Annotated in this window: 17 protein-coding genes; 11 read left to right on the plus strand and 6 right to left on the minus strand. The window is 41.1% G+C overall.

What is annotated here, in order from left to right:
- From IF202_RS12260 to IF202_RS12275, 4 genes are all read right to left on the minus strand, one after another.
- A complete protein-coding gene (locus IF202_RS12260; protein ID WP_191595210.1) occupies window positions 1-1,059 on the minus strand; it encodes an imelysin family protein in 1,059 nt (352 codons plus the stop codon).
- Window positions 1,059-2,444 (minus strand): di-heme oxidoreductase family protein, encoded by a 1,386-nt coding sequence (locus IF202_RS12265; RefSeq protein WP_191595211.1) that lies wholly within the window; start codon window positions 2,442-2,444, stop codon window positions 1,059-1,061. Before IF202_RS12265 ends, IF202_RS12260 begins: the two co-directional genes overlap by 1 nt.
- Before the next feature lie 80 nt (window positions 2,445-2,524).
- Entirely contained in the window at window positions 2,525-3,820 is a 1,296-nt protein-coding gene (locus IF202_RS12270) for an imelysin family protein (protein WP_191595212.1), read from the minus strand.
- Window positions 3,821-3,944: 124 nt separating this feature from the next.
- The gene (locus IF202_RS12275; protein WP_191595213.1) at window positions 3,945-4,526 is read right to left on the minus strand and encodes a hypothetical protein; all 582 of its coding nucleotides are present in this window, start codon (window positions 4,524-4,526) and stop codon (window positions 3,945-3,947) included.
- Window positions 4,527-4,921: 395 nt separating this feature from the next.
- Between IF202_RS12275 and IF202_RS12280 the strand changes: the two genes are divergently transcribed.
- The gene (locus IF202_RS12280; RefSeq protein ID WP_206705496.1) at window positions 4,922-6,052 is read left to right on the plus strand and encodes a BaiN/RdsA family NAD(P)/FAD-dependent oxidoreductase; all 1,131 of its coding nucleotides are present in this window, start codon (window positions 4,922-4,924) and stop codon (window positions 6,050-6,052) included.
- Between the two features lie 340 nt (window positions 6,053-6,392).
- Here IF202_RS12280 and IF202_RS12285 read toward each other — a convergent pair whose 3' ends face one another.
- A complete protein-coding gene (locus IF202_RS12285; protein ID WP_191595215.1) occupies window positions 6,393-7,046 on the minus strand; it encodes a helix-turn-helix domain-containing protein in 654 nt (217 codons plus the stop codon).
- 325 nt (window positions 7,047-7,371) lie between these two features.
- On the opposite strand from IF202_RS12285, the gene glnT reads away from it, so the two are divergent.
- The 4 genes from glnT to IF202_RS12305 are packed head-to-tail and all read left to right on the plus strand — an operon-like array spanning window position 7,372 to window position 11,701.
- Window positions 7,372-8,706, plus strand: coding sequence for a type III glutamate--ammonia ligase (gene glnT / locus IF202_RS12290; RefSeq protein WP_191595216.1), 1,335 nt, complete (start codon window positions 7,372-7,374; stop codon window positions 8,704-8,706).
- A 53-nt stretch (window positions 8,707-8,759) separates the two neighbouring features.
- On the plus strand, window positions 8,760-9,659 hold the full coding sequence (locus tag IF202_RS12295; protein WP_191595217.1) for a class II glutamine amidotransferase: 900 nt from the start codon (window positions 8,760-8,762) through the stop codon (window positions 9,657-9,659).
- Between the two features lie 16 nt (window positions 9,660-9,675).
- The gene (locus IF202_RS12300; protein WP_191595218.1) at window positions 9,676-10,359 is read left to right on the plus strand and encodes a GltB/FmdC/FwdC-like GXGXG domain-containing protein; all 684 of its coding nucleotides are present in this window, start codon (window positions 9,676-9,678) and stop codon (window positions 10,357-10,359) included.
- A 19-nt stretch (window positions 10,360-10,378) separates the two neighbouring features.
- Window positions 10,379-11,701: an FMN-binding glutamate synthase family protein gene (locus IF202_RS12305; RefSeq protein WP_191595219.1), complete on the plus strand. Its 1,323-nt coding sequence runs from the start codon at window positions 10,379-10,381 to the stop codon at window positions 11,699-11,701.
- 119 nt (window positions 11,702-11,820) lie between these two features.
- On the opposite strand, the gene IF202_RS12310 is transcribed toward IF202_RS12305, so the two are convergent.
- Window positions 11,821-12,576 (minus strand): IclR family transcriptional regulator, encoded by a 756-nt coding sequence (locus IF202_RS12310; RefSeq protein ID WP_191595220.1) that lies wholly within the window; start codon window positions 12,574-12,576, stop codon window positions 11,821-11,823.
- A gap of 169 nt (window positions 12,577-12,745) precedes the next feature.
- Here IF202_RS12310 and purU point away from each other — a divergent pair, with 169 nt between their 5' ends.
- The 6 genes from purU to IF202_RS12340 are packed head-to-tail and all read left to right on the plus strand — an operon-like array spanning window position 12,746 to window position 19,635.
- On the plus strand, window positions 12,746-13,600 hold the full coding sequence (gene purU / locus IF202_RS12315) for a formyltetrahydrofolate deformylase (RefSeq protein ID WP_191595221.1): 855 nt from the start codon (window positions 12,746-12,748) through the stop codon (window positions 13,598-13,600).
- 51 nt (window positions 13,601-13,651) lie between these two features.
- Window positions 13,652-14,524 carry a bifunctional methylenetetrahydrofolate dehydrogenase/methenyltetrahydrofolate cyclohydrolase FolD gene (gene folD, locus IF202_RS12320; RefSeq protein ID WP_191595222.1) on the plus strand — a complete coding sequence of 291 codons (873 nt, stop codon included), beginning with the start codon at window positions 13,652-13,654 and terminating at the stop codon, window positions 14,522-14,524.
- A gap of 36 nt (window positions 14,525-14,560) precedes the next feature.
- The gene (locus IF202_RS12325) at window positions 14,561-15,808 is read left to right on the plus strand and encodes an FAD-dependent oxidoreductase (RefSeq protein ID WP_191595223.1); all 1,248 of its coding nucleotides are present in this window, start codon (window positions 14,561-14,563) and stop codon (window positions 15,806-15,808) included.
- A gap of 10 nt (window positions 15,809-15,818) precedes the next feature.
- A complete protein-coding gene (locus IF202_RS12330) occupies window positions 15,819-16,130 on the plus strand; it encodes a sarcosine oxidase subunit delta (protein ID WP_191595224.1) in 312 nt (103 codons plus the stop codon).
- Entirely contained in the window at window positions 16,127-19,048 is a 2,922-nt protein-coding gene (locus IF202_RS17725; RefSeq protein WP_191595225.1) for a 2Fe-2S iron-sulfur cluster-binding protein, read from the plus strand. The genes IF202_RS12330 and IF202_RS17725 overlap by 4 nt, the downstream gene beginning before the upstream one ends.
- Window positions 19,048-19,635, plus strand: a complete 588-nt coding sequence (locus IF202_RS12340; protein WP_191595226.1) for an aminomethyltransferase family protein — start codon at window positions 19,048-19,050, stop codon at window positions 19,633-19,635. Before IF202_RS17725 ends, IF202_RS12340 begins: the two co-directional genes overlap by 1 nt.
- Window positions 19,636-19,730 lie beyond the last annotated feature (95 nt).

Genomic DNA, 19,730 nt, shown 5'->3' on the forward strand with positions numbered 1-19,730 from the left:
TTAGTCTCCGTCTCTACTATTAAAGCCTATTTGAAAGCCTAACTGAGTAACAAGGCTAGAAAGGTAAGATTGGCTATTAGAAATGGATTTAACCAAAGGTTTAGCAAGTTCGATACGTTCGTCTTTTGTTTTACCTGGGTGGAAAAAGTCACTCGGTAGTTGTAATGACAATTTTATATTTTGAAGAAGCTGTTGTTCAAATTGTTCGGCAACGTCAGGGTTAGACTGTTTTGCGATATCAAATAAAGAAGGTGATCCTGCATGGTAAATTTCGCGATAAGACTGTAAGTTTTTTTGAATAGTCTTAAGTGATAGGTTACTTCTGTAAAACTCAGCCAATTTTAAGTTTTCTCGGCCGTTATAGCCAATAGGTGTTTCAAGTTTGGCATCTTTCACAGCGGACATATGTTCGATCCATTGCTGTAAAAACTGCTCTAAAGCAACTTCTTCAGCATCAAAGCCCGCTCCTTCTTCATCGTATACCCAATCTTGGGCCTTGCTCTCTTGCCATTGACTAGCAACGGCATCAGAACTTTCAAAGTGATGCGTCGCTACTCGTTCAAGTAAGTGACAATGATTAGCTGAATTGACAGGCTCAAAATCTGGATGATAAAGAAGGCTTTCTATTGCAGTTAAGCCTCGTACAGCAATGCTGGCAGACGTCCAAAATTTAGGGGCGTCCATTATAGAAGGGTCACCTTGGCTTAATGCTCTTAATTGACGCTGAGTGACGCCTTTTTTATCTGGCCAATATTGAAATGCATAATAGCGCATAAAGTAAGTAACTGGGCCGAAGTTAAGCCACTGTACTTGTTGCCAGTCTAATGCATTGATTTCAAAGGCTTGCTTCGCAGCGGTTAACGTTTTTTCTGAAGGTGAAGTGCAAAGTGTGTAGCTGCTTTGTTCTAATGCTTTTGAGGATGACGCATAATTTTTATAACCGTCATTTACTATTGTTTTAACAATGCCATTAAGTGGGCCTTCCCATTGGCCGGCTGACGCGAATAAAGGGGTAGTGATGCAAACAGCTAGAGCAACAAGCTGAGGGAAATATTTCATTAAAGCGACTCCAAAAAGTAGATGAGTTTTTTCCGATATTCTTTATTTAATTGTTTATAAAATTGTTGGCTTGTTTTGGCTTCTCCACCATGCCAGAGGATTGCTTCCTCTATCGTCCTTGCTCTACCGTCATGTAAAAAACCGGCTCTACCAGAAACTTTTTCGGATAAACCGATTCCCCACAACGGCGCAGTGCGCCATTCATTTGGCATAGCTGAAAAAATTGGGAAACCACTAGCTAATTCTGGCCCCATATCATGCAACAACATATCGGTAAAAGGATAGAAGGTGCGGTTGTTTAATACAGTGAAAGATGAATTTTTTCCTGTTTCCATTTTTGGTATGTGGCAACTTGCACAACCACCGTTGTCGAAAATTTCTTTTCCTTCGAGGAATGTTGATTCTCTCAAGTTACGCATTGATGGTGGTGAAGATAATGATACAAAAAGGTCCACTAGTCTTGTTTGCTGTTTATCGACTTCTAAATTATCCAAATGTTTACTGTTGCCGTTAGGGCTTTCAATACATTCTTTTTGAAGTTCAGTGCAATCGCCTGATGCAGCAGGGTTTAAAGGCGTTGATAATCCTAAATCAGTATTAAATGCAGCTTGATTTTGAGCCGTTACACTTGGTGCCGAGGCTTTATAGCCAAAGCGACCAATAATTTTTTCTTTTCCATCATTACTAGGAACCCAGCTGACGCGGCCGCTAATACCATTATTGTTTTTATCGTCAGGGTCTGAGTTCTCGATAATTGTATCATTCGGAATATTATCTAATAAACCCATACCTACTAAAGCGGGCGATACAAGCATGGTAAAACCAGTGTTTTTTTCGAAAGGACCGTAATTAAGAATGCTCCAGTGTAAATGAGGTTTTCTTAGCTCAACACGAGTACCGTCGGCTAAAGTTTCGCTGCGAGTCTCATAGGAAAGATAATAATCACCTTCAGGAAGAACGTTCTGGGCACTGTGTCCTTGTAATTGCTTGCCATAAAATTTATCTCCAAGATTTGGATACATGAAATCGGCAACGGGAGATGGCTGTTTATAAGACTGGCCAATACGTATTAAAAAGGAAGGGATCGAAGCGCCATTGACATCTGCTTCTGGGGCATGGCCTCGACCATTATTAAGGTGGCAGCTATTACATGAGCGAGTGTTGTGTAGAGGGCCTAAGCCATCACTTGCCGTGGTGGAAGAGGGTGAGGGCACCCAAAACTTTTGGAAAATACCTTCACCAATTTTAAAGTCGAGTTTATCCTCTACATCTATACCTTTAATAGGCTTCGAATAGTCACTGGCAAAAGCAACGGGCTGAAAACAAAAAAAGCTGGCGAAAGCGCCAGCTATACAAAAAGTACATTTTTTCAAATACAAAGTCATAAATAGACAAATACCATTAACTGACTAAATGACATAGCTTTTCAGACACCCCATTTAATTATTATATTGGGATGACAATATTACTCAAATACAGAGCTTGGGTTATCAAGGCTGTCGGAGCCTTCTAAAGCAATGCCTTGAATGTCTAATTGATGAATGATCTCTTCTGTAACACGAGTTTCATCTACCAAAGAGTCAACAAATGTTTGAACAAGCTGGTTGCCTTGAGTGTTGTTCATAGCAATAAGAACATCAAATGTTTGGCCTTCTTTTGCCGCATCTACCATTGCTTGTGCAGCTGCTTCAGTACTATTTAACTTAAGCTTCATATTAGCATCAAGTTCAATGTTTTCTTGAGCAATAAGTTTAGACAATGATGGGCCTTTTACCCAGCTACCATCAACGCGCTTGTATTCACCCAAGTATACGTTTTTGATACCTTTAGCATCATAGTAATGAGACCAATGAGTATTATCAGAGAAGCAATCATGCTCTTCTTCTGGATCGTGCAACATCAAACCAAGTTTGGTTCTTTCGCCACCCAATTCGCCATATGCCAAGCTGCCCATACCTGTTAGGATAGTTGCAAGACCTTCATCAGTCGTTTGGTCTAATAGTGCTACGCGAGCTGCGCCGCCTTCTTTCCAATTATTTGCCATTTCTTCTAGGTCAGAAATCATCAAATTAGTGGCAGCGATTAAGTAATCACCACGACGATCACAATTACCGTTTGTGCAATTGTCTAAGTCGTAATCTGTTGCTGGACGTTCGCCTGCACCAGGGTTAGTACCATGTAAATCTTGGCCCCAAAGTAAAAACTCGATAGCGTGGTAGCCGCTTGCTACGTTAGCTTCAACGCCGTCAGCTTCTTGTAGAGTGTTAGCAAGAAGATCGGGAGTGATATCAGTTGTATCAATCATTTCACCGCCAATATGGAGTTGCTTAGAAGCAACAACATTTGCGGCATAAAGGGAGTTTAAATCAGACTCTGTACCGTAGCTGCTTGTTGAAACGTAATCGATAAGACCTTCATCCAATGGCCAAGCGTTAACTTTACCTTCCCAATCATCAACAATAGCATTACCAAAACGGTAAACTTCACTTTGTTGGTAAGGTACGCGAGCCGCAATCCATGATGTACGAGCCGCTTGCAAATTAGCTTCAGTAGGATCTGCTAAAAAAGTCGCGATTGTTGCGCGAAGTGTTTTTGCAGTCGTTAAAGAGTCACTGTAAATCGCTTCAGCAATATCAGCATAATGCACAACAACAGCGTCTGCGGTAACAGAGCTTGCAGTAGTAGAGTCATTTTTAACTTGGCAGGCAGTAAGCATTGTGGCAGCAACACAAATTGCAACAGGGGTTAACAATCGTTTCATTTTTGAGCTCCAAAATATAATTTCTAAAATCAATTTGATTCGTGAAGCAATAGTATTGCAAATGAAAACGATTATCAATGTTCTGCGTTGCACATTTTTTGAATACTCTTTACTGAGGTACTATTTAGTTACATTGATACTGGAAAGTATTTTCTGACGTGTTCTTAAGGTTGTATTCACAAGCTTTTTCTCTTAGTAACCCCTGACCTTCCCAAGACACACTCATACTGATCGGCGACTTGTTCTTATAGCTGGGAATAAAGCGATACGCTGCCACGACATCTATCTCACTGTTTGCCCCTAACTCAATAGATTGCCCAATCAAACGTTGGCGAGTTTCCGTATTGTATAAAGTGTAATCGGTAGTGTATTCCTGATCGCCATTTTTATGGGCAAAGTTTAACCAAATTTTGCGGTAAGTTTGAGGCTCCGATGTTGGGTTACTAAAGCGTAATTTAGTGTAGATCATTTGAGAGCGAGATAAGCTGGATTGTGCATTTTGGCTCACCTTTAAATAAGAAGAAGTTGCTTCTTGCCATGGCATATTAGTGCCAAAGGAAGCGTCAACTATTTGAATGGTTTGTTTTGCAAAACGTGTTTCTGCATATTGTATAAGATCCTTGGCTGGAGCGTACAAGGCTAATGTCATCACGGCTAGAAGTGCAACTTTATGAATAGTGCGAATTGGGGTCTTTAGCGTAATCATATTCATATCCTTTAAAAATATTTAACTGGTTGTTTATACAGTACTGTATAGATGAACAGTTAAATTGTATAGTGATATTTTCAAAAATAGATTGCTTTTTTTAAAATGATTTTCTGGTTTTGGCATGAAAACATTATTTAAAAATAATTTTAAATAATGTTTGATTTTATTTAATCGATTGAATTTAAAGGGAAAATCAATGATTCCCACAGCCTTCTTAACGGTTTCTGTGGACAACATTATAGGTGTTGAATTTTGTACTAAGAGGAAAGAAAAGCTCTCAGATTTACTGCTAATAAAAAGCCTAAACACTATAATACGGCTACAAATAAGCGATGAGGTAGGTTGTGGATAAAGTAGATGTAGTTGTCATTGGGGCCGGCGCCTCTGGTTTGATGTGTGCCGCGACCGCTGGTTACCGAGGAAAAAAAGTCGTCGTCTTAGATCATTCGAACAAAGCCGGTAAAAAAATCCTCATGTCAGGAGGAGGGCGTTGTAACTTTACAAACATGGACGCTGCGCCAAAGCACTTTCTGTCTGAGAACCCACATTTTTGTATTTCTGCGTTACGTCGATTCTCTTCTCAAGACTTTGTAGATTTAGTGGATCGCCACGGATTGGAATACATCGAAAAGACACCGGGGCAACTTTTCTGCCAACACTCTGCCAAAGACCTACTTGAGATCCTACTGACCGAACTTGAATGGTCTGGCGCAGAGCTTAAGCTCAACACAAAGATCATCAGCATCGACTATAAAGACGACCACACGTTAGTCACAACGAATCAAGGTGTGTTTGCTTGTGAGTCATTGGTTATTGCCACAGGTGGATTATCCATTCCTAGTATGGGCGCGAGTGGTTTTGGTTACGATATTGCCAAACAAGTAGGTCACGACTTATTACCAACCAGAGCCAGCCTTGTGCCTATTACGATACAACCAGATCGTAAAGAACAACTGGCCGAACTCTCTGGTGTTGCTTGTGACATTTCTGCCACCGCTAATGGCACCACTTTTACCGAACCTATGTTGTTTACTCATCGAGGTGTCAGTGGCCCATCCATCTTGCAAATCACCAACTTCTGGCAACCGGGTGTTGCTCTTGATATCAACATCACACCAGAGCTTTCTTTAGACGAACTGTTTGCCGTGCGTCAAAATACGCCCAAGAAAAGCTTTGAAGGTGTTTTATCGACTACTTTACCTAAACGACTGGTTGACCTTATCAAAACCGAATTTCCTTGGCTAAACGAACGTTCAGCGCAAACCTCTAACGAGCAAATAGAAGCGTTATATCAATATCTCAGTCATTTCGACATTGCACCAAACGGAACAGAAGGCTACCGAACCGCAGAAGTGACCCTGGGTGGTATTAACACCAACGAAGTGTCGTCTAAAACCTTTGAGTCACAAAAACAAAAAGGTCTCTACTTTATAGGTGAAGTGCTCGACGTAACGGGCTGGCTTGGTGGCTACAACTTCCAATGGGCTTGGGCGAGTGGTTACTGCGCAGGTCAGTATGTTTAATGAGAACTATTACTAAATTTATTTCTATAGAGTGTGAAGCATAGGGTAGATGTTTTTTTATCATAAACTTGAGAGGTCGTTAGTGATTATTAAATCCATGTGTAAATCATCGCTAGATTGAAATATTAGAGAATGGGTTTATTTAAGTTTTGAGTTTGTTCTTCCAGATGCGGCATTTATCTTATTAATGTCGCTAAAGGATCAAATTAATTATGATATTCAATGTTTGAGGCCAAGCTTTCGATCTCATTGTAATCCTAAGCAACCTTGGCTAACACAACTCCTAAATATTATATGTTAGTGGGTATGCTTATTATTTCTAATGACGTTATAAGGGTGTTTAATCTTTATTCTCATGCATGATGAATGAAAGCAGCTTTATTGGAACTTGCTCTAGTACTTCTGGGCCGTGAGGAACTTCTGCATCGAAAGATAAAGAATCCCCAGCTTCCATTTTATATAGATGATTCCCATGACGATATAGAATTTCACCTTCTAATAGGTAAATGAATTCTTGGCCTGGGTGAGAGAATGTTGGAAAGACTTCACTAGCGTCATCCATTGTGATCATGAACGGTTCAAATGTCTGCTTACTACCACGGTTATAATTCAATAATTGATAAGTGTGGCCTTTCTCCGTTCCTCGTCTAACCACTTCCATACCTTGCCCAGATTTTGTGAGCTGAGCACCGCCTTCTGGGCGATCATAGTCGGCAAATAATTGAGAAATGGACAAGCCAATAGCGTCACACAGTCGACTAAGCGTATCTAGACTAGTCGAGACTTGAGCGTTTTCTATTTTACTGACCATACCTTGACTGAGTTTCGCTATGCGAGCGACATCGGTAATTTTTAGGCCTTGTGCAATGCGTTTTCGTCTGACTTGTAAAGCTATGTATTCTTCTAGCTTAAGTTTAGGTGATGACACCCTTTCTTGAATGATGTCGCCCTTATTTAGTGCTTCTGCGTGCTGCGACGGTGCGTTTTTTTCCATTTTTTAAGGCCTTTAGTGTTCAGGGCAATCAACCACTCTATTTATCTAATAAGAATACACTATAAAAATCATGTGTTTGCACAGGTAGGAAAAAAAAATATTTTTCTGCCATATTTGGCAAACATTTTGCTTTCCTATAGATAAATAAAAATTCCTAGTAGGAAATTATTGGGTTTTTATATATTTATTTTCCACCTCAGTTTGGTGACGAATAATGACAGCTTAGTGTTTATTGGTATTTCATATTGTAAGTGATTTGAATGTTATTCAATTGATTTATCAGCTTAAGCATACTTTACGTTCATAAAAAGTTAGGAGATTCACAATGCAATCCGATGCAGTAGACAGCTTTCTAAAAGACAACCAGATTAAATACGTGTTGGCTCAATTTGTAGACATTCATGGTGTTGCGAAAACGAAATCCGTTCCTGCAAAAAATATTTATGATGTAGTAGAAAAGGGCGCCGGATTTGCTGGATTTGCAGTGACTGGGCTGGCAATGGAGCCACATGGTCCCGACTTTTTAGCGCGTGGAGACCTTTCTACTTTAAGTATTGTTCCGTGGCAACCTGGCTATGCTCGACTGGTTTGTGATGGCTATGTTAATGATGCACCTCATCCATATTGTTCTCGAGTGGTATTAAAGAATCAACTTAAGCGCTTAGAGGCAAAAGGTTGGACACTTAACACGGGTCTGGAACCAGAGTTTTACTTATTCAAGAAAGGTGAAAACGGCGAGCTACTTCCAGTCGATAAATCTGACACACTAGATAAACCTTGTTACGACTATAAAGGACTTTCTCGTTCTAGAGAGTTCTTAGAGACTCTTGTTGAATCATTACAGGCCGTTGATTTTGATGTTTATCAAATCGATCATGAAGATGCGAACGGTCAATTTGAAATCAATTACACTTATGGTGAAGCGCTTGAGTCGGCTGATCGATTTACCTTTGTTCGAATGGCGGCGGGTGAAATTGCTAACGACATGGGAATGATTTGTTCTTTCATGCCAAAGCCCTCTCCTGATACAACAGGTAATGGCATGCACTTCCATTTATCTATTACAGATGAATCTGGTAAAAATTTATTTAACGATGATTCTGATAAAAATGGCATGGGTCTTTCAAAGCTTGCTTATCACTTTACGGCGGGGATTCTTGCTCACGCTAAAGCCTTGTGTGCTTTTGCAGCGCCAACGGTTAATTCATACAAGCGTCTTGTTGTTGGTGGTAATAGCTCTGGCGCAACATGGGCACCTGCTTACGTATGTTACGGCGATAACAATCGTTCCGCATTGGTTCGTGTACCTTATGGTCGATTGGAATTCCGTCTTCCTGATTCTGGTTGTAATCCTTACTTAGTGCATGCCGCTATTATTGCCGCAGGTATGGACGGTGTTGAGCGTGAGCTTGATCCTGGCGAACCAATGAATATCAACTTATACGATCTTTCTCTTGAAGAAATTCTTGCTAAAAATATTTCCATTCTTCCACAGTCCCTTGGTGATGCACTAAACGAACTTGAGAAAGATGAGATTTTTGTAGAAGCCATGGGCAAAGATATTGTTGCTGAGTTTGTGGATGTGAAACGCGCTGAGTGGAATGAGTATTCCCGTCAGGTTTCTACGTGGGAAATTGAAAGATACGCAGAGTTCTTTTAGCTTTTTATAAGTAATCAATTGTAAGCATTTTAATATTTATAGAGGTTTCTGCTATGTGTGGAATTGTTGGACTTTATTTAAAAAACGACAAATATAAAGACAGACTGGGTGAGTTATTTACGCCTATGTTAATTGCCATGACTGACCGTGGTCCAGACAGTGCTGGATTTGCGGTTTATGGCGATGAAGTGGGCGAAGGCTGGGTGAAATTAACAGTACGTCATTTAGATGAATCGTGTGATTGGGCTGAAATCAGTGACGTTCTTTCCAGTAAGCTTAACTGCAAAGTTGAGTGGACTAATAATGCTGACGTTGCTGTGCTTAAAATTAATGGTGATGAAAAAGCAGCCCGTGATTGTATGTCTGAACTGTATCCAGATGTATTAATTTTAAGTGCTGGCTCATCTATTGAAATTCTAAAAGAAGTTGGGTTGCCAGAAAAAATCCTCTCAAAGTACAACGTAAGTAACATGAAAGGCACACACATTATTGGTCATACTCGTATGGCGACAGAATCAGCTGTAACCATGGAAGGCAGTCATCCTTTTTCTACCGGTTCTGATTTGTGTCTTGTTCATAATGGTTCGCTTTCAAATCATAACCGTCTGCGTGAAAACCTAAAGCGCGAAGGCATTGTTTTCCAAACAGAGAATGATTCAGAGGTTGCAGCAGGGTATCTTGCATGGCGTCTTGAGCAAGGCGATACATTGAAAGAAGCGTTGGAAAATGGCCTAAAAGACCTAGATGGTTTCTTTACTTTTACCATCGGAACAAAAGATGGCTTTGCCGTAATGCGAGATCCAATTGCGTGTAAACCTGCTGTACTGGCAGAAACAGAAGACTATGTTGCGATGGCATCAGAGTACCAAGCGTTAACCACATTACCAGGTATTGAAAACGCTAAAGTTTGGGAGCCAGACGCGGCTACTTTCTACATCTGGGAACGCAAATAGTTCAGGAGTCCTAAAAATGAAAACAGTTGATTTAACAACAAGTTCTGTACAAGATTTGAATCACGCTTTACATCAGCAAAGCAGCAGTGTGAGCGAAAAGAACTGGACAATAACAAACCCAAAAGGCAGTCATAATATTGCGGTGGGTTTAGATGCTGATCTGGATGTCGATATTCAAGGTCACGCAGGCTATTTCTGCGCTGGCATGAACAAAGAGGCCAACGTTACTATTCATGGCAATGTTGGCCAAGGCGTTGCGGAAAATATGATGTCGGGCGTTGTTCGAGTAAAAGGCGACGCTTCTCAAGCCGCCGGAGCGACAGCTCATGGTGGCTTGTTAGTCATCGAAGGAAATGCTGGTGCTCGTTGTGGTATTTCCATGAAAGGCGTGGACATTGTCGTAAAAGGCAGTATTGGACATATGAGTTGTTTCATGGGGCAATCTGGATCACTTGTGGTATGTGGCGATGCCGGCGAAGCTTTGGGTGATTCCTTATACGAAGTGCATATCTATGTGAAAGGCTCTGTAAAGTCTTTAGGTGCAGATTGCATTGAAAAAGACATGCGAGATGAGCATGTTATTGAATTAAAAGGCTTATTAGAAAAAGCGGGAGTGGATGAGAATCCACTTGAATTTAAACGTTACGGTTCTGCTCGTCAGCTTTATACATTCAAAGTTGATAACGCATCCGCTTACTAATTTCTAACGAGGTTTTATTATGAGCAACGATAAAAATATTAATTTGAAAGAATCCGCGACTTTTGACCGTGCAACAATGGCAGAAATTCGTCGGGCAGCAGATACAGGCATTTACGACATTCGTGGGTTTGGTGCAAAGCGTAAATTACCACATTTTGACGATCTTCTTTTTTTGGGCGCGAGTATGTCTCGTTATCCACTAGAAGGTTACCGTGAAACTTGTAATACCTCTGTTGTACTGGGTGATCGCTTTGCTAAAAAGCCGATTACGATTGAAACGCCTGTGACGATTGCGGGTATGAGTTTTGGTGCTTTGTCTGCTAATGCGAAAGAAGCATTAGGTCGTGGCGCTTCTATTGTCGGTACCTCTACGACAACGGGTGATGGCGGTATGACACCTGAAGAGCGTGGTCAATCGAGTAAATTGGTGTATCAATATTTGCCTTCTCGATACGGTATGAACCCAGATGACCTTCGTAAGGCAGATGCCATCGAAGTAGTACTGGGCCAAGGTGCTAAACCTGGCGGCGGCGGCATGTTACTAGGTCAAAAAATTACAGATCGTGTTGCTAGTATGCGTAACCTACCTAAAGGGATCGATCAGCGTTCTGCTTGTCGTCATCCTGATTGGACAGGCCCTGATGATTTGGCTATTAAGATTCAAGAGCTGCGTGAAATTACTGATTGGCAAGTACCTATCTACATCAAAATCGGTGCAACTCGTACTTATTATGATGTGAAATTAGCCGTAAAAGCCGGTGCAGACGTTATTGTAGTTGATGGTATGCAAGGCGGAACTGCGGCAACTCAAGATGTGTTTATTGAGCATGTTGGTATTCCGACCATGGCCGCCATTCCTCAAGCGGTTCAAGCCTTACAAGAAATGGGGATGCATCGTAAAGTTCAGTTGATTGTCTCTGGTGGTATTCGTAATGGTGCGGATGTAGCGAAATGTATGGCATTAGGAGCAGATGCCGTAGCGATTGGTACAGCAGCATTGGTTGCCTTGGGTTGTAACGATCCAAAATGGGAAAAAGATTACGAAGCCATTGGTTCTGCAGCAGGTTTTTACGATGATTACCAAGACGGTAAAGACCCTTCAGGTATTTCAACACAAGACCCTGAGTTGAGTAAGCGACTTGACCCTGTGGCTGCAGGGCATCGTTTGGCAAACTACTTGCGTGTGTTAACACTAGAAGCGCAAACACTTGCTCGTGCTTGTGGTAAGAATGATTTACGTAACCTTGAGCCAGAAGATCTTGTTGCTTTAACGGTTGAATCGGCTGCTATGGCGCGTGTTCCATTAGCAGGTACAACTTGGATCCCAGGTCAGAAATATTAGATATTAGATATTAGATAATATTTCTGTTTTAAACCACGTGTGATGCGTGGTTTTTTTTGCCTGAAATATATTCTTTAGAAGGGTGTCAAGGCACCTCATTTTTGAGGTGCCTTTTTCGTTTAGGGCGTCACTCTAGAGATGGCTTTTGCAATGTTTAAAAGTTGTTGTTTAGCAATTTCAAATTTTTCTGGGTTGTTCATGACTTGATCCGCCCCTGATATGTTAATAGCGGCAATTGTTTTTCCTAAATAGTTGGTGATCGGTACCGCAATGGCCGTTGCATTGTCGGATCGATTACTGGAGAAGCCTTGTTCTTGCTCCTTTCTTAATAGTGTTTTTAATTCCGGTAAGGATTGTGGATGAGGACCTGGATATAAGTCTAATTGCAGTGTTTGATACATTGCATTCAGTTCAATGTCACTTAATTGTTGAAGTAAAACACGACCCATTGCGTTGGTATGGCAAGGTAAACGGGAACCTAGTGGAATGTTGACGGATAAGCGTTGTGACGCTTGAGCTCTATATATATAGACCGTTTCTAGTCCATCGCGAATGCCTAAATGACAAGAAATGGAAGTTTGATCTCTGAGTTCATTAAGGTGAGGCGCTGCAATATCAACTAAATCTTTTCCAGCTAGAAATGCAAAGCCACGAGAAACAACTTGCGGGCCAAGCTCGTAGGCATTCCTAGTGACTTTTTTCAGATAATCCATGTCCAATAGGGTTTGCACGATTCTATAAGTGGACGATGCACTAACACCTAAATGATCTGCAAAATCTTGTGTGTTTAAAACTCTGTGATCTTTATCAAACATCTCAATTATTTGGAGACCTCTAGATAACGCTGGAACCTGGTACTCGGTGCTTTTTGTCATTTTTTTATCCAAATATGATTAGTTTTTACGTATATGTATTTAGTTTTAAAATATTGGTGTTTTTTTGAATTTATACTTCCAAAAAGTAATTATTCCAATATATTTGAATGTAGTGACTTTTTAAAGTGAAAATTATTACTTAAATGATTTATATGCAGGGGATTTTGTGATGTCGAAAGAGTTTGTATTAAAAGCGTCTTGTGAGGCGACAAGTGGAATTGTTGCAACAGTAACGTCTTATTTGGCCGAACATGGCTGCTACATTGCAGAAATGCATCAGTTTGATGATGACGATAATAATCGCTTTTTTATGAGAGCTGTTTGTCGAATAGAAGGCGATGACAATGCAATCGCTTTGATTCGAGATGGTCTTGATGTTGTCGTTGCAAAATTCAAAATGGATTGGGAAATTCTAGACAAAGATACACCTGTAAAAGTGCTTCTAATGGTGAGTAAATTTGACCACTGTTTAGACGACCTTCTTTATCGCCATCGTAAAGGCGAGCTGCCAATGGAAGTGACTGCAATCGTTTCTAACCATAAAGACCTAAGGCCAATGGCGGAACGAGAAGGTATTCGATTTGTTCACCTTCCAGTAACGAAAGACAATAAGGCCGAACAAGAAGCCGCGTTACTAGATATTATCTCAGAAACTAAAACAGACTTAGTTGTATTAGCACGTTATATGCAAATTTTATCTGACTCTTTGTGTAAGCAGTTACATGGCCGAGCAATCAATATTCACCATTCTTTTTTACCTGGTTTTAAAGGCGCTAAGCCTTATCACCAAGCGCATGAACGTGGTGTGAAACTTATCGGTGCAACGGCTCACTATGTGACGTCTGATCTTGATGAAGGCCCAATCATTGAACAATCGGTTCAGCCTGTTGATCACTCATATACCTCTGAGCGATTGGTTGCTGCGGGTCGTGATACTGAAACCGTTGCTTTGGCAAAAGCGGTAAGGTTACACCTAGAGCATCGTGTATTTATGTATGGCAATAAAACGATTGTGTTTAAGTAGATCGTTTTTAATTCGTCGTTTTTAAATATATTGAAAGAATAGGAGAAGGTAATGACACTTAGAATCGATGGCAAGCTATTGGCGGATGAAATTGTTGAAGAAGTCTCCAAAGAGGTTGCTGATTTCACCGCTAAGTATGACGTTGTACCAGGGCTAGCTGTTGTTTTGGTTGGAGCCGATCCAGCAAGCTCTGTTTATGTTCGTAATAAAGTAAAGCGAGCAGTGCAAGCTGGTCTGAATTCTATTGAACATTACTTACCAGCAGATGTTGACCAGAAAACTCTAGATGACCTAATTTCATCCCTTAATCAGGATGATTCAGTGCATGGTATCTTGGTCCAGTTGCCATTGCCTTCTCATTTATCAGAAAATCGAATCATTGAAGCAATTTCTCCTGAAAAAGATGTGGATGGATTTCACCCACAAAATGTTGGCAAGCTATCTACTGGTCAGCAATCTCTGATTCCTTGTACACCACTCGGCTGCATGATTATGTTAGAGCGTCAGCTTGGTGACTTGTCAGGTAAAAAGGCCGTAGTTGTTGGTCGTTCTAATATTGTTGGTAAACCGATGGCGAGTTTACTTTTAAAAGCAAATTGCACTGTGACAATCGTACATTCTCGAACAAAAGACATTGAAGCAACCTGTGCTGAAGCTGATATCTTAATCGCCGCAGTAGGGCAACCTAAATTGATTACCGAAAGCTGGGTTAAGCCTGGTGCGGTTGTGATTGATGTGGGTATTAATGCCATAGAGGTTGATGGCAAAAGAACCTTGGTTGGTGATGTAGATTATGACTCTGTATTGTCAAAAGTGTCTGCTATTACGCCCGTTCCAGGAGGCGTTGGTCCTATGACCATCGCTTGTCTTATGAAGAATACGCTTACGGCGGCTCAACACCAGTTAAGCGCTTCATTAGACTGAAATTAAGAAAAATTAGATTAATTTAGGAAATGTACTATGCCTTTTTCGCTGCTCAAGTATGGATTGAAAAATGATTATCCGTTTGAAAATGATGTGGATTTACCATCACCGACGGAATTAAAAAAACACTATGATGTGGTTATTATTGGTGGTGGTGGACACGGTGTAGCAACGGCATATTACCTTGCCAAGTACCACGGTATTACTAACGTTGCTATATTGGAAAAAGGATATTTAGGCGGCGGTAATACAGCTCGTAATACGGCGGTTATTCGTTCTAATTACTTAACATCTGAAGGTGTTAAGTTTTATAAAGAGTCCGTGGATATGTTTAAAGGGCTCTCTAACGAATTTGATTTCAATATAATGTATTCCTCTCGTGGTCAGCTTACTCTAGCGCATACAGACTCTACGATTCGTTCATTTCGACAGCGTACAGAAGTAAACACGCACTTTGGAGGAAAAACAGAACTGATTGATCCCCAACAAATTAAAGAACTTGTGCCTACGCTTAATATGAACCCAGCTGATATGCCTGTTTTAGCGGGTCTTTGGCACATCGATGGCGCAACAGCGCGCCATGATGCGGTCGCTTGGGGCTACGCGAAAGGCGCAACTCAGCGCGGCGTAGAACTTCATCAGTTAACAGAAGTGACGGATGTAATTGTCGAAAATGGTAAGGCTACAGGTGTAAAAACTAACCGCGGTACAGTGAGTTGCGGTTGTATTGTACAGGCTGTTGCAGGGCATAGTTCGATAGTCGCAGCAATGGCTGGAATCAAAATGCCTATTACCACATATCCATTGCAAGCCATGGTGACGCAACCTGTGAAACCATTCCTAGATCCATTGGTTAGCTCTTCTGCATTGCATTGTTATGTTCAACAAACTGGCCGAGGTGAGATTGTCTTCGGTGGCGGGTCTGATCCTTATCCACTTTATAACACACGATCTACTTTGGATTTAAAAGAAAGTTTATTGGCAAGTGCCGTTGAAATGTTTCCATTTATGGCGAACTTAAAGCTGATGCGTCAGTGGGCCGGTATTACTGACATGACCTCAGATTACAGCCCTATCATGGGATTGAGTCCGGTAGAGAACTATTACCTTGACGCTGGTTGGGGGACATGGGGATTCAAATCAACACCTATTTGTGGAAAAAGCATGGCTGAACTAGTGGCAAGTGGTGGGAAAGTACCTGAGCTTATTGCGCCATTCGCGATGGACCGTTTTGACGAATTTCGTCAAGTAAATGAGATGGGCGCAACGGCGGCAAGCCACTAGGGAGCATGTTATGAAAATTATGAATTGCCCATTAAATGGGCCTAGAAACATCAGTGAGTTTGTTTACGGCGGCGAAGTTAAAACGATGCCTAACTCTTTGACTTGTTCTGACAAAGAATGGGCTGATTATGTTTTTTATTCCGATAACACTATTCGTGTGATCACTGAGTGGTGGTATCACTCTGCTTCAGGTTACTGGTTTATTGCAGAACGACATACAGCAAGTGATGAGATTTTTAAAACCTATGATCCATCCGAACTATTTAATGAACGTATAGAATTTGAAAGCAAGCCAGAGCCTGTTGAGGAGAAATCAGCATGAGCCTTAATAATAGATTAGCAGCCCCGTTAGGCTTATATATCCAACGAGAAAAAAAAGTCACTTTTACTTTTGAAGGACAAGAATATCAAGGGGTTGAGGGTGATACTATTGCCAGCGCTTTGATTGCTAATAATCAATGGTTAATATCCAGATCATTTAAATACCATCGTCCGCGTGGGCCATTGACGATGGCGGGTCAAGACGCTAATACCTTAGTTCAGCTTAAAAGCGAACCAAATGTCTTAGCTGATAAACAGCAAATATTTCGTGATATGGATGTACAGGGTCAAAACTATAATGGCTCTCTTGAAAATGATAAAGACGCAAAACTAGGCCTTGCTGGGCGATTTATGCCGGTAGGTTTTTACTATCGTGCCTTTTATAAGCCAACGGGCATTTGGGATAAATGGGAACCTTTCATTCGTAAAAAAGCAGGTTTAGGCTTTGCGGATTTAACATTTAAACCTGTTTATCATGATAAAGCGTATTTGTTCCATGATGTCGCTGTGATTGGGGCGGGGCCTGCAGGGTTAGCCGCTGCATTAAAAGCCGCTGATGCTGGCGCGAGTGTTTTATTAGTCGATGAAAATCCTATTCTAGGTGGTGCGCTTACTTATCATCGTTTTGATATTGAGGGTGTTCGTGCTCAAGCGCTACGAGAAGATTTAATAATTAAAGCTCTAAATCATTCTAATATCCAGATTCTCACAAATGCGACGTGTAATGGCTGGTTTACAGACAACTACTTGCCTGTTATTCAAGGTACTCGCATGTTCAAAGTGCGTGCCAAGCAATGTATTGTGGCGTCAGGTGCCTTTGAGCAACATGTAGTGTTTCGTAATAACGATGTACCAGGCGTTGTGATGTCGAGTGCTGCGATGCGCTTAATGTCTCAGTATGCGATTAAACCGGGTAATAAAGCGGTTGTTCTTACTGGTAATGATGACGGTTACTTATGTGCTTTAGAACTAATCAAAAACGGTGTCGAAGTACCTCTCATCGTTGATATGCGAATAGAAACTGCGGACTCAGTATTGCATTCAGCTGTTGTAGATAAAGGCATCAAGGTGCTTTTCAATTCGACCGTCTATGAGGCGTTACCTAGTTCAGATAAAAAACGTCTTTCAGCGGTTCAGGTTCATAGCATTACTGGAAAAGGCCAAGTCTCTGCTGGTGGTATAACCATTCCTTGTGATTTGTTATGTATGTCAGCGGGTTATATGCCTGTGTATCAGCTTCTTTGTCAGGCAGGAGCCAAACTGAATTATGACGATGACAGTGCTCGTTTTTCTTTAACGAACTTGCCTAAAAACCTTCACATTGCTGGGTCTGTAAATGGTATTCACGAATTAGACTCTGTCATTAACGATGGTGAGCAGGCGGCCTATAAAAGCTTAATGTTATTAGGTTTGTCTAGTAATGAGCCGCAAGTGGCATCCTGTGTTAAACAGACGAATTTTCCTTGGCCTATTTTCAAGCATCCGAAAGGTAAAGACTTTGTTGATTTCGACGAAGATCTGCAATCTAAGGATATTGTGAATGCGACACGTTTAGGTTATCGCGATGTTCAACTTGTAAAACGATTCTCTACTGTAGGCATGGGGCCATCTCAAGGTCGTCATTCTGCTTTGCCGACAGCGCGTTTGGTGGCAGACGCGACCAATCGAACGGTAACGGAAACGGGAGTGACCACAGCGCGTCCACCATTTGTGCCTGAAAAGCTGGCTAACATCGCTGGTCGTATATTCAGTCCGCATAAATTAACGCCTATGCATCAGAGGCACCTAGAGTTGGATGCTCATATGATAGCTGCGGGTATTTGGCGTCGTCCAGCTTACTACGGTGACCCTATAAACCGCGATAATCTGATTCAGGAAGAGGCTAAAATGGTACGTAATACGGTTGGTATTATTGATGTTAGTACCCTAGGTGGTCTCGAAATTCGAGGTCCAGATGCCGCTGAATTTGTTAATCGTATTTATACTTTTGGCTTTTTAAAACAACCCATTGGCAAAACACGCTATGCCGTACTAACGAATGAGCAAGGTGTTGTGGTGGATGATGGTGTTTCTTGTCGTATATCAGAAGATCACTTTTACATAACAGCAACCACCAGTGGTGTAGACGCTGTATATCGTGAAATGACCAAATGGAATGCACAGTGGCGCTTGAGTGTCGACATTGCCAATGTAACATCCGCTTTTTGTGCCGTAAATGTGGCTGGCCCTCTAGCAAGAAAGGTACTAACAAAAGTCTGCTCTGATGTTGATTTTTCAAACGAATCTTTTCCTTACTTGGCTTACAGAGAAGGCACTATTGAGGGTGTACCTGTCCGCTTATTAAGAGTTGGGTTTGTTGGTGAGCTGGGCTATGAAATTCATATGCCTAGTCTGTTTGGGGAAGGTATTTGGGATCTACTAATGGAGGCTGGAGAAGAATTTAATATGAAGCCATTCGGGGTAGAGACACAACGACTACTTCGATTAGAAAAAGGACACGTTATTGTTAGTCAAGATACCGATGGAATGTCTCATCCTGGCGAGTTGTCATTAAATTGGGCTATTAATCGTAAAAAGCCATTTTTTATTGGTAGTCGATCTGTTGATATTGTTATGGCTCGAAAGCAAACTCGAAAATTAGTTGGCTTTAAACTAAGCGCTGAAAGTAATAGACCAAAAGAAGGTCATATTGTATTGGCGTCTTCTAGTCAGATTGATTGCGCTATTACAGGTAATGTTACGTCGTCTGAATATTCAAGCACAATAGGGGCAAACATAGGCATGGCTTTTGTTGGTATTGATCAACAAGACATTGGCTCCACTTTTCCTATCAGGATAGATAATGGTGAAATAGTAATGGCGGAAGTTGTTAAATTGCCATTTTATGATCCAACTAATGCACGTCAGGAGATTCAGTAATGGCATTTTTTAATTTGAGTGCAATACCTAATGCCCGTCGTAGTATGGTGTCTGAAGCGGCAATAAACTTGAGCCCTGTGATTACAATGGGTGATATTAGTGTCAGTGCTCGTGTGGGGTTTCGAGGAAAAGGCGCGTTGAATTTTTTAAAAGAAAATGGTTTTTCGGCGCCAGATAAACCTAATCAAGCAAAAATGACAGAGCTGGGTATCTGTATTTTACGGCTTAGCAATACAGAGTTTTGGCTTATAGATAGTAGTAATACTAACCAATCTGTTATTGAGAGCCTTGAATTGGCGTCTAATGGTCAAGATGCTGTTTATCGTTTGTATTGTCAGCACAGTCATGGAGCCTTCATTGTTTCTGGGGCACCTATTGCTGATATGTTTGCTAAAATTTGCGCTGTTGATTTGAATATTGATTCGTTTTCTGAAGGAGCTATCGCACAGACTTCAGTTGCGCGAGTAAATGCCATCATAGTACGAATGGAAGGCGATAAGAGTAGTACTTTTTTAGTACTTTCAGACTCTGCAACTGCAGACTATTTATGGCACTCTTTGGCTGATGCCGCTTCTGAGTTTGTTTAGTTAACTAAGTTTTAACTTTGTCTGCATGCCGATCATTTATTTAGACGTAAATGATCGGCATGCAGACCTTAATCAAACAGGCTTACATTTGGTTT

It is taken from the genome of Marinomonas colpomeniae, assembly GCF_014803385.1.
Classification (GTDB): domain Bacteria; phylum Pseudomonadota; class Gammaproteobacteria; order Pseudomonadales; family Marinomonadaceae; genus Marinomonas; species Marinomonas colpomeniae.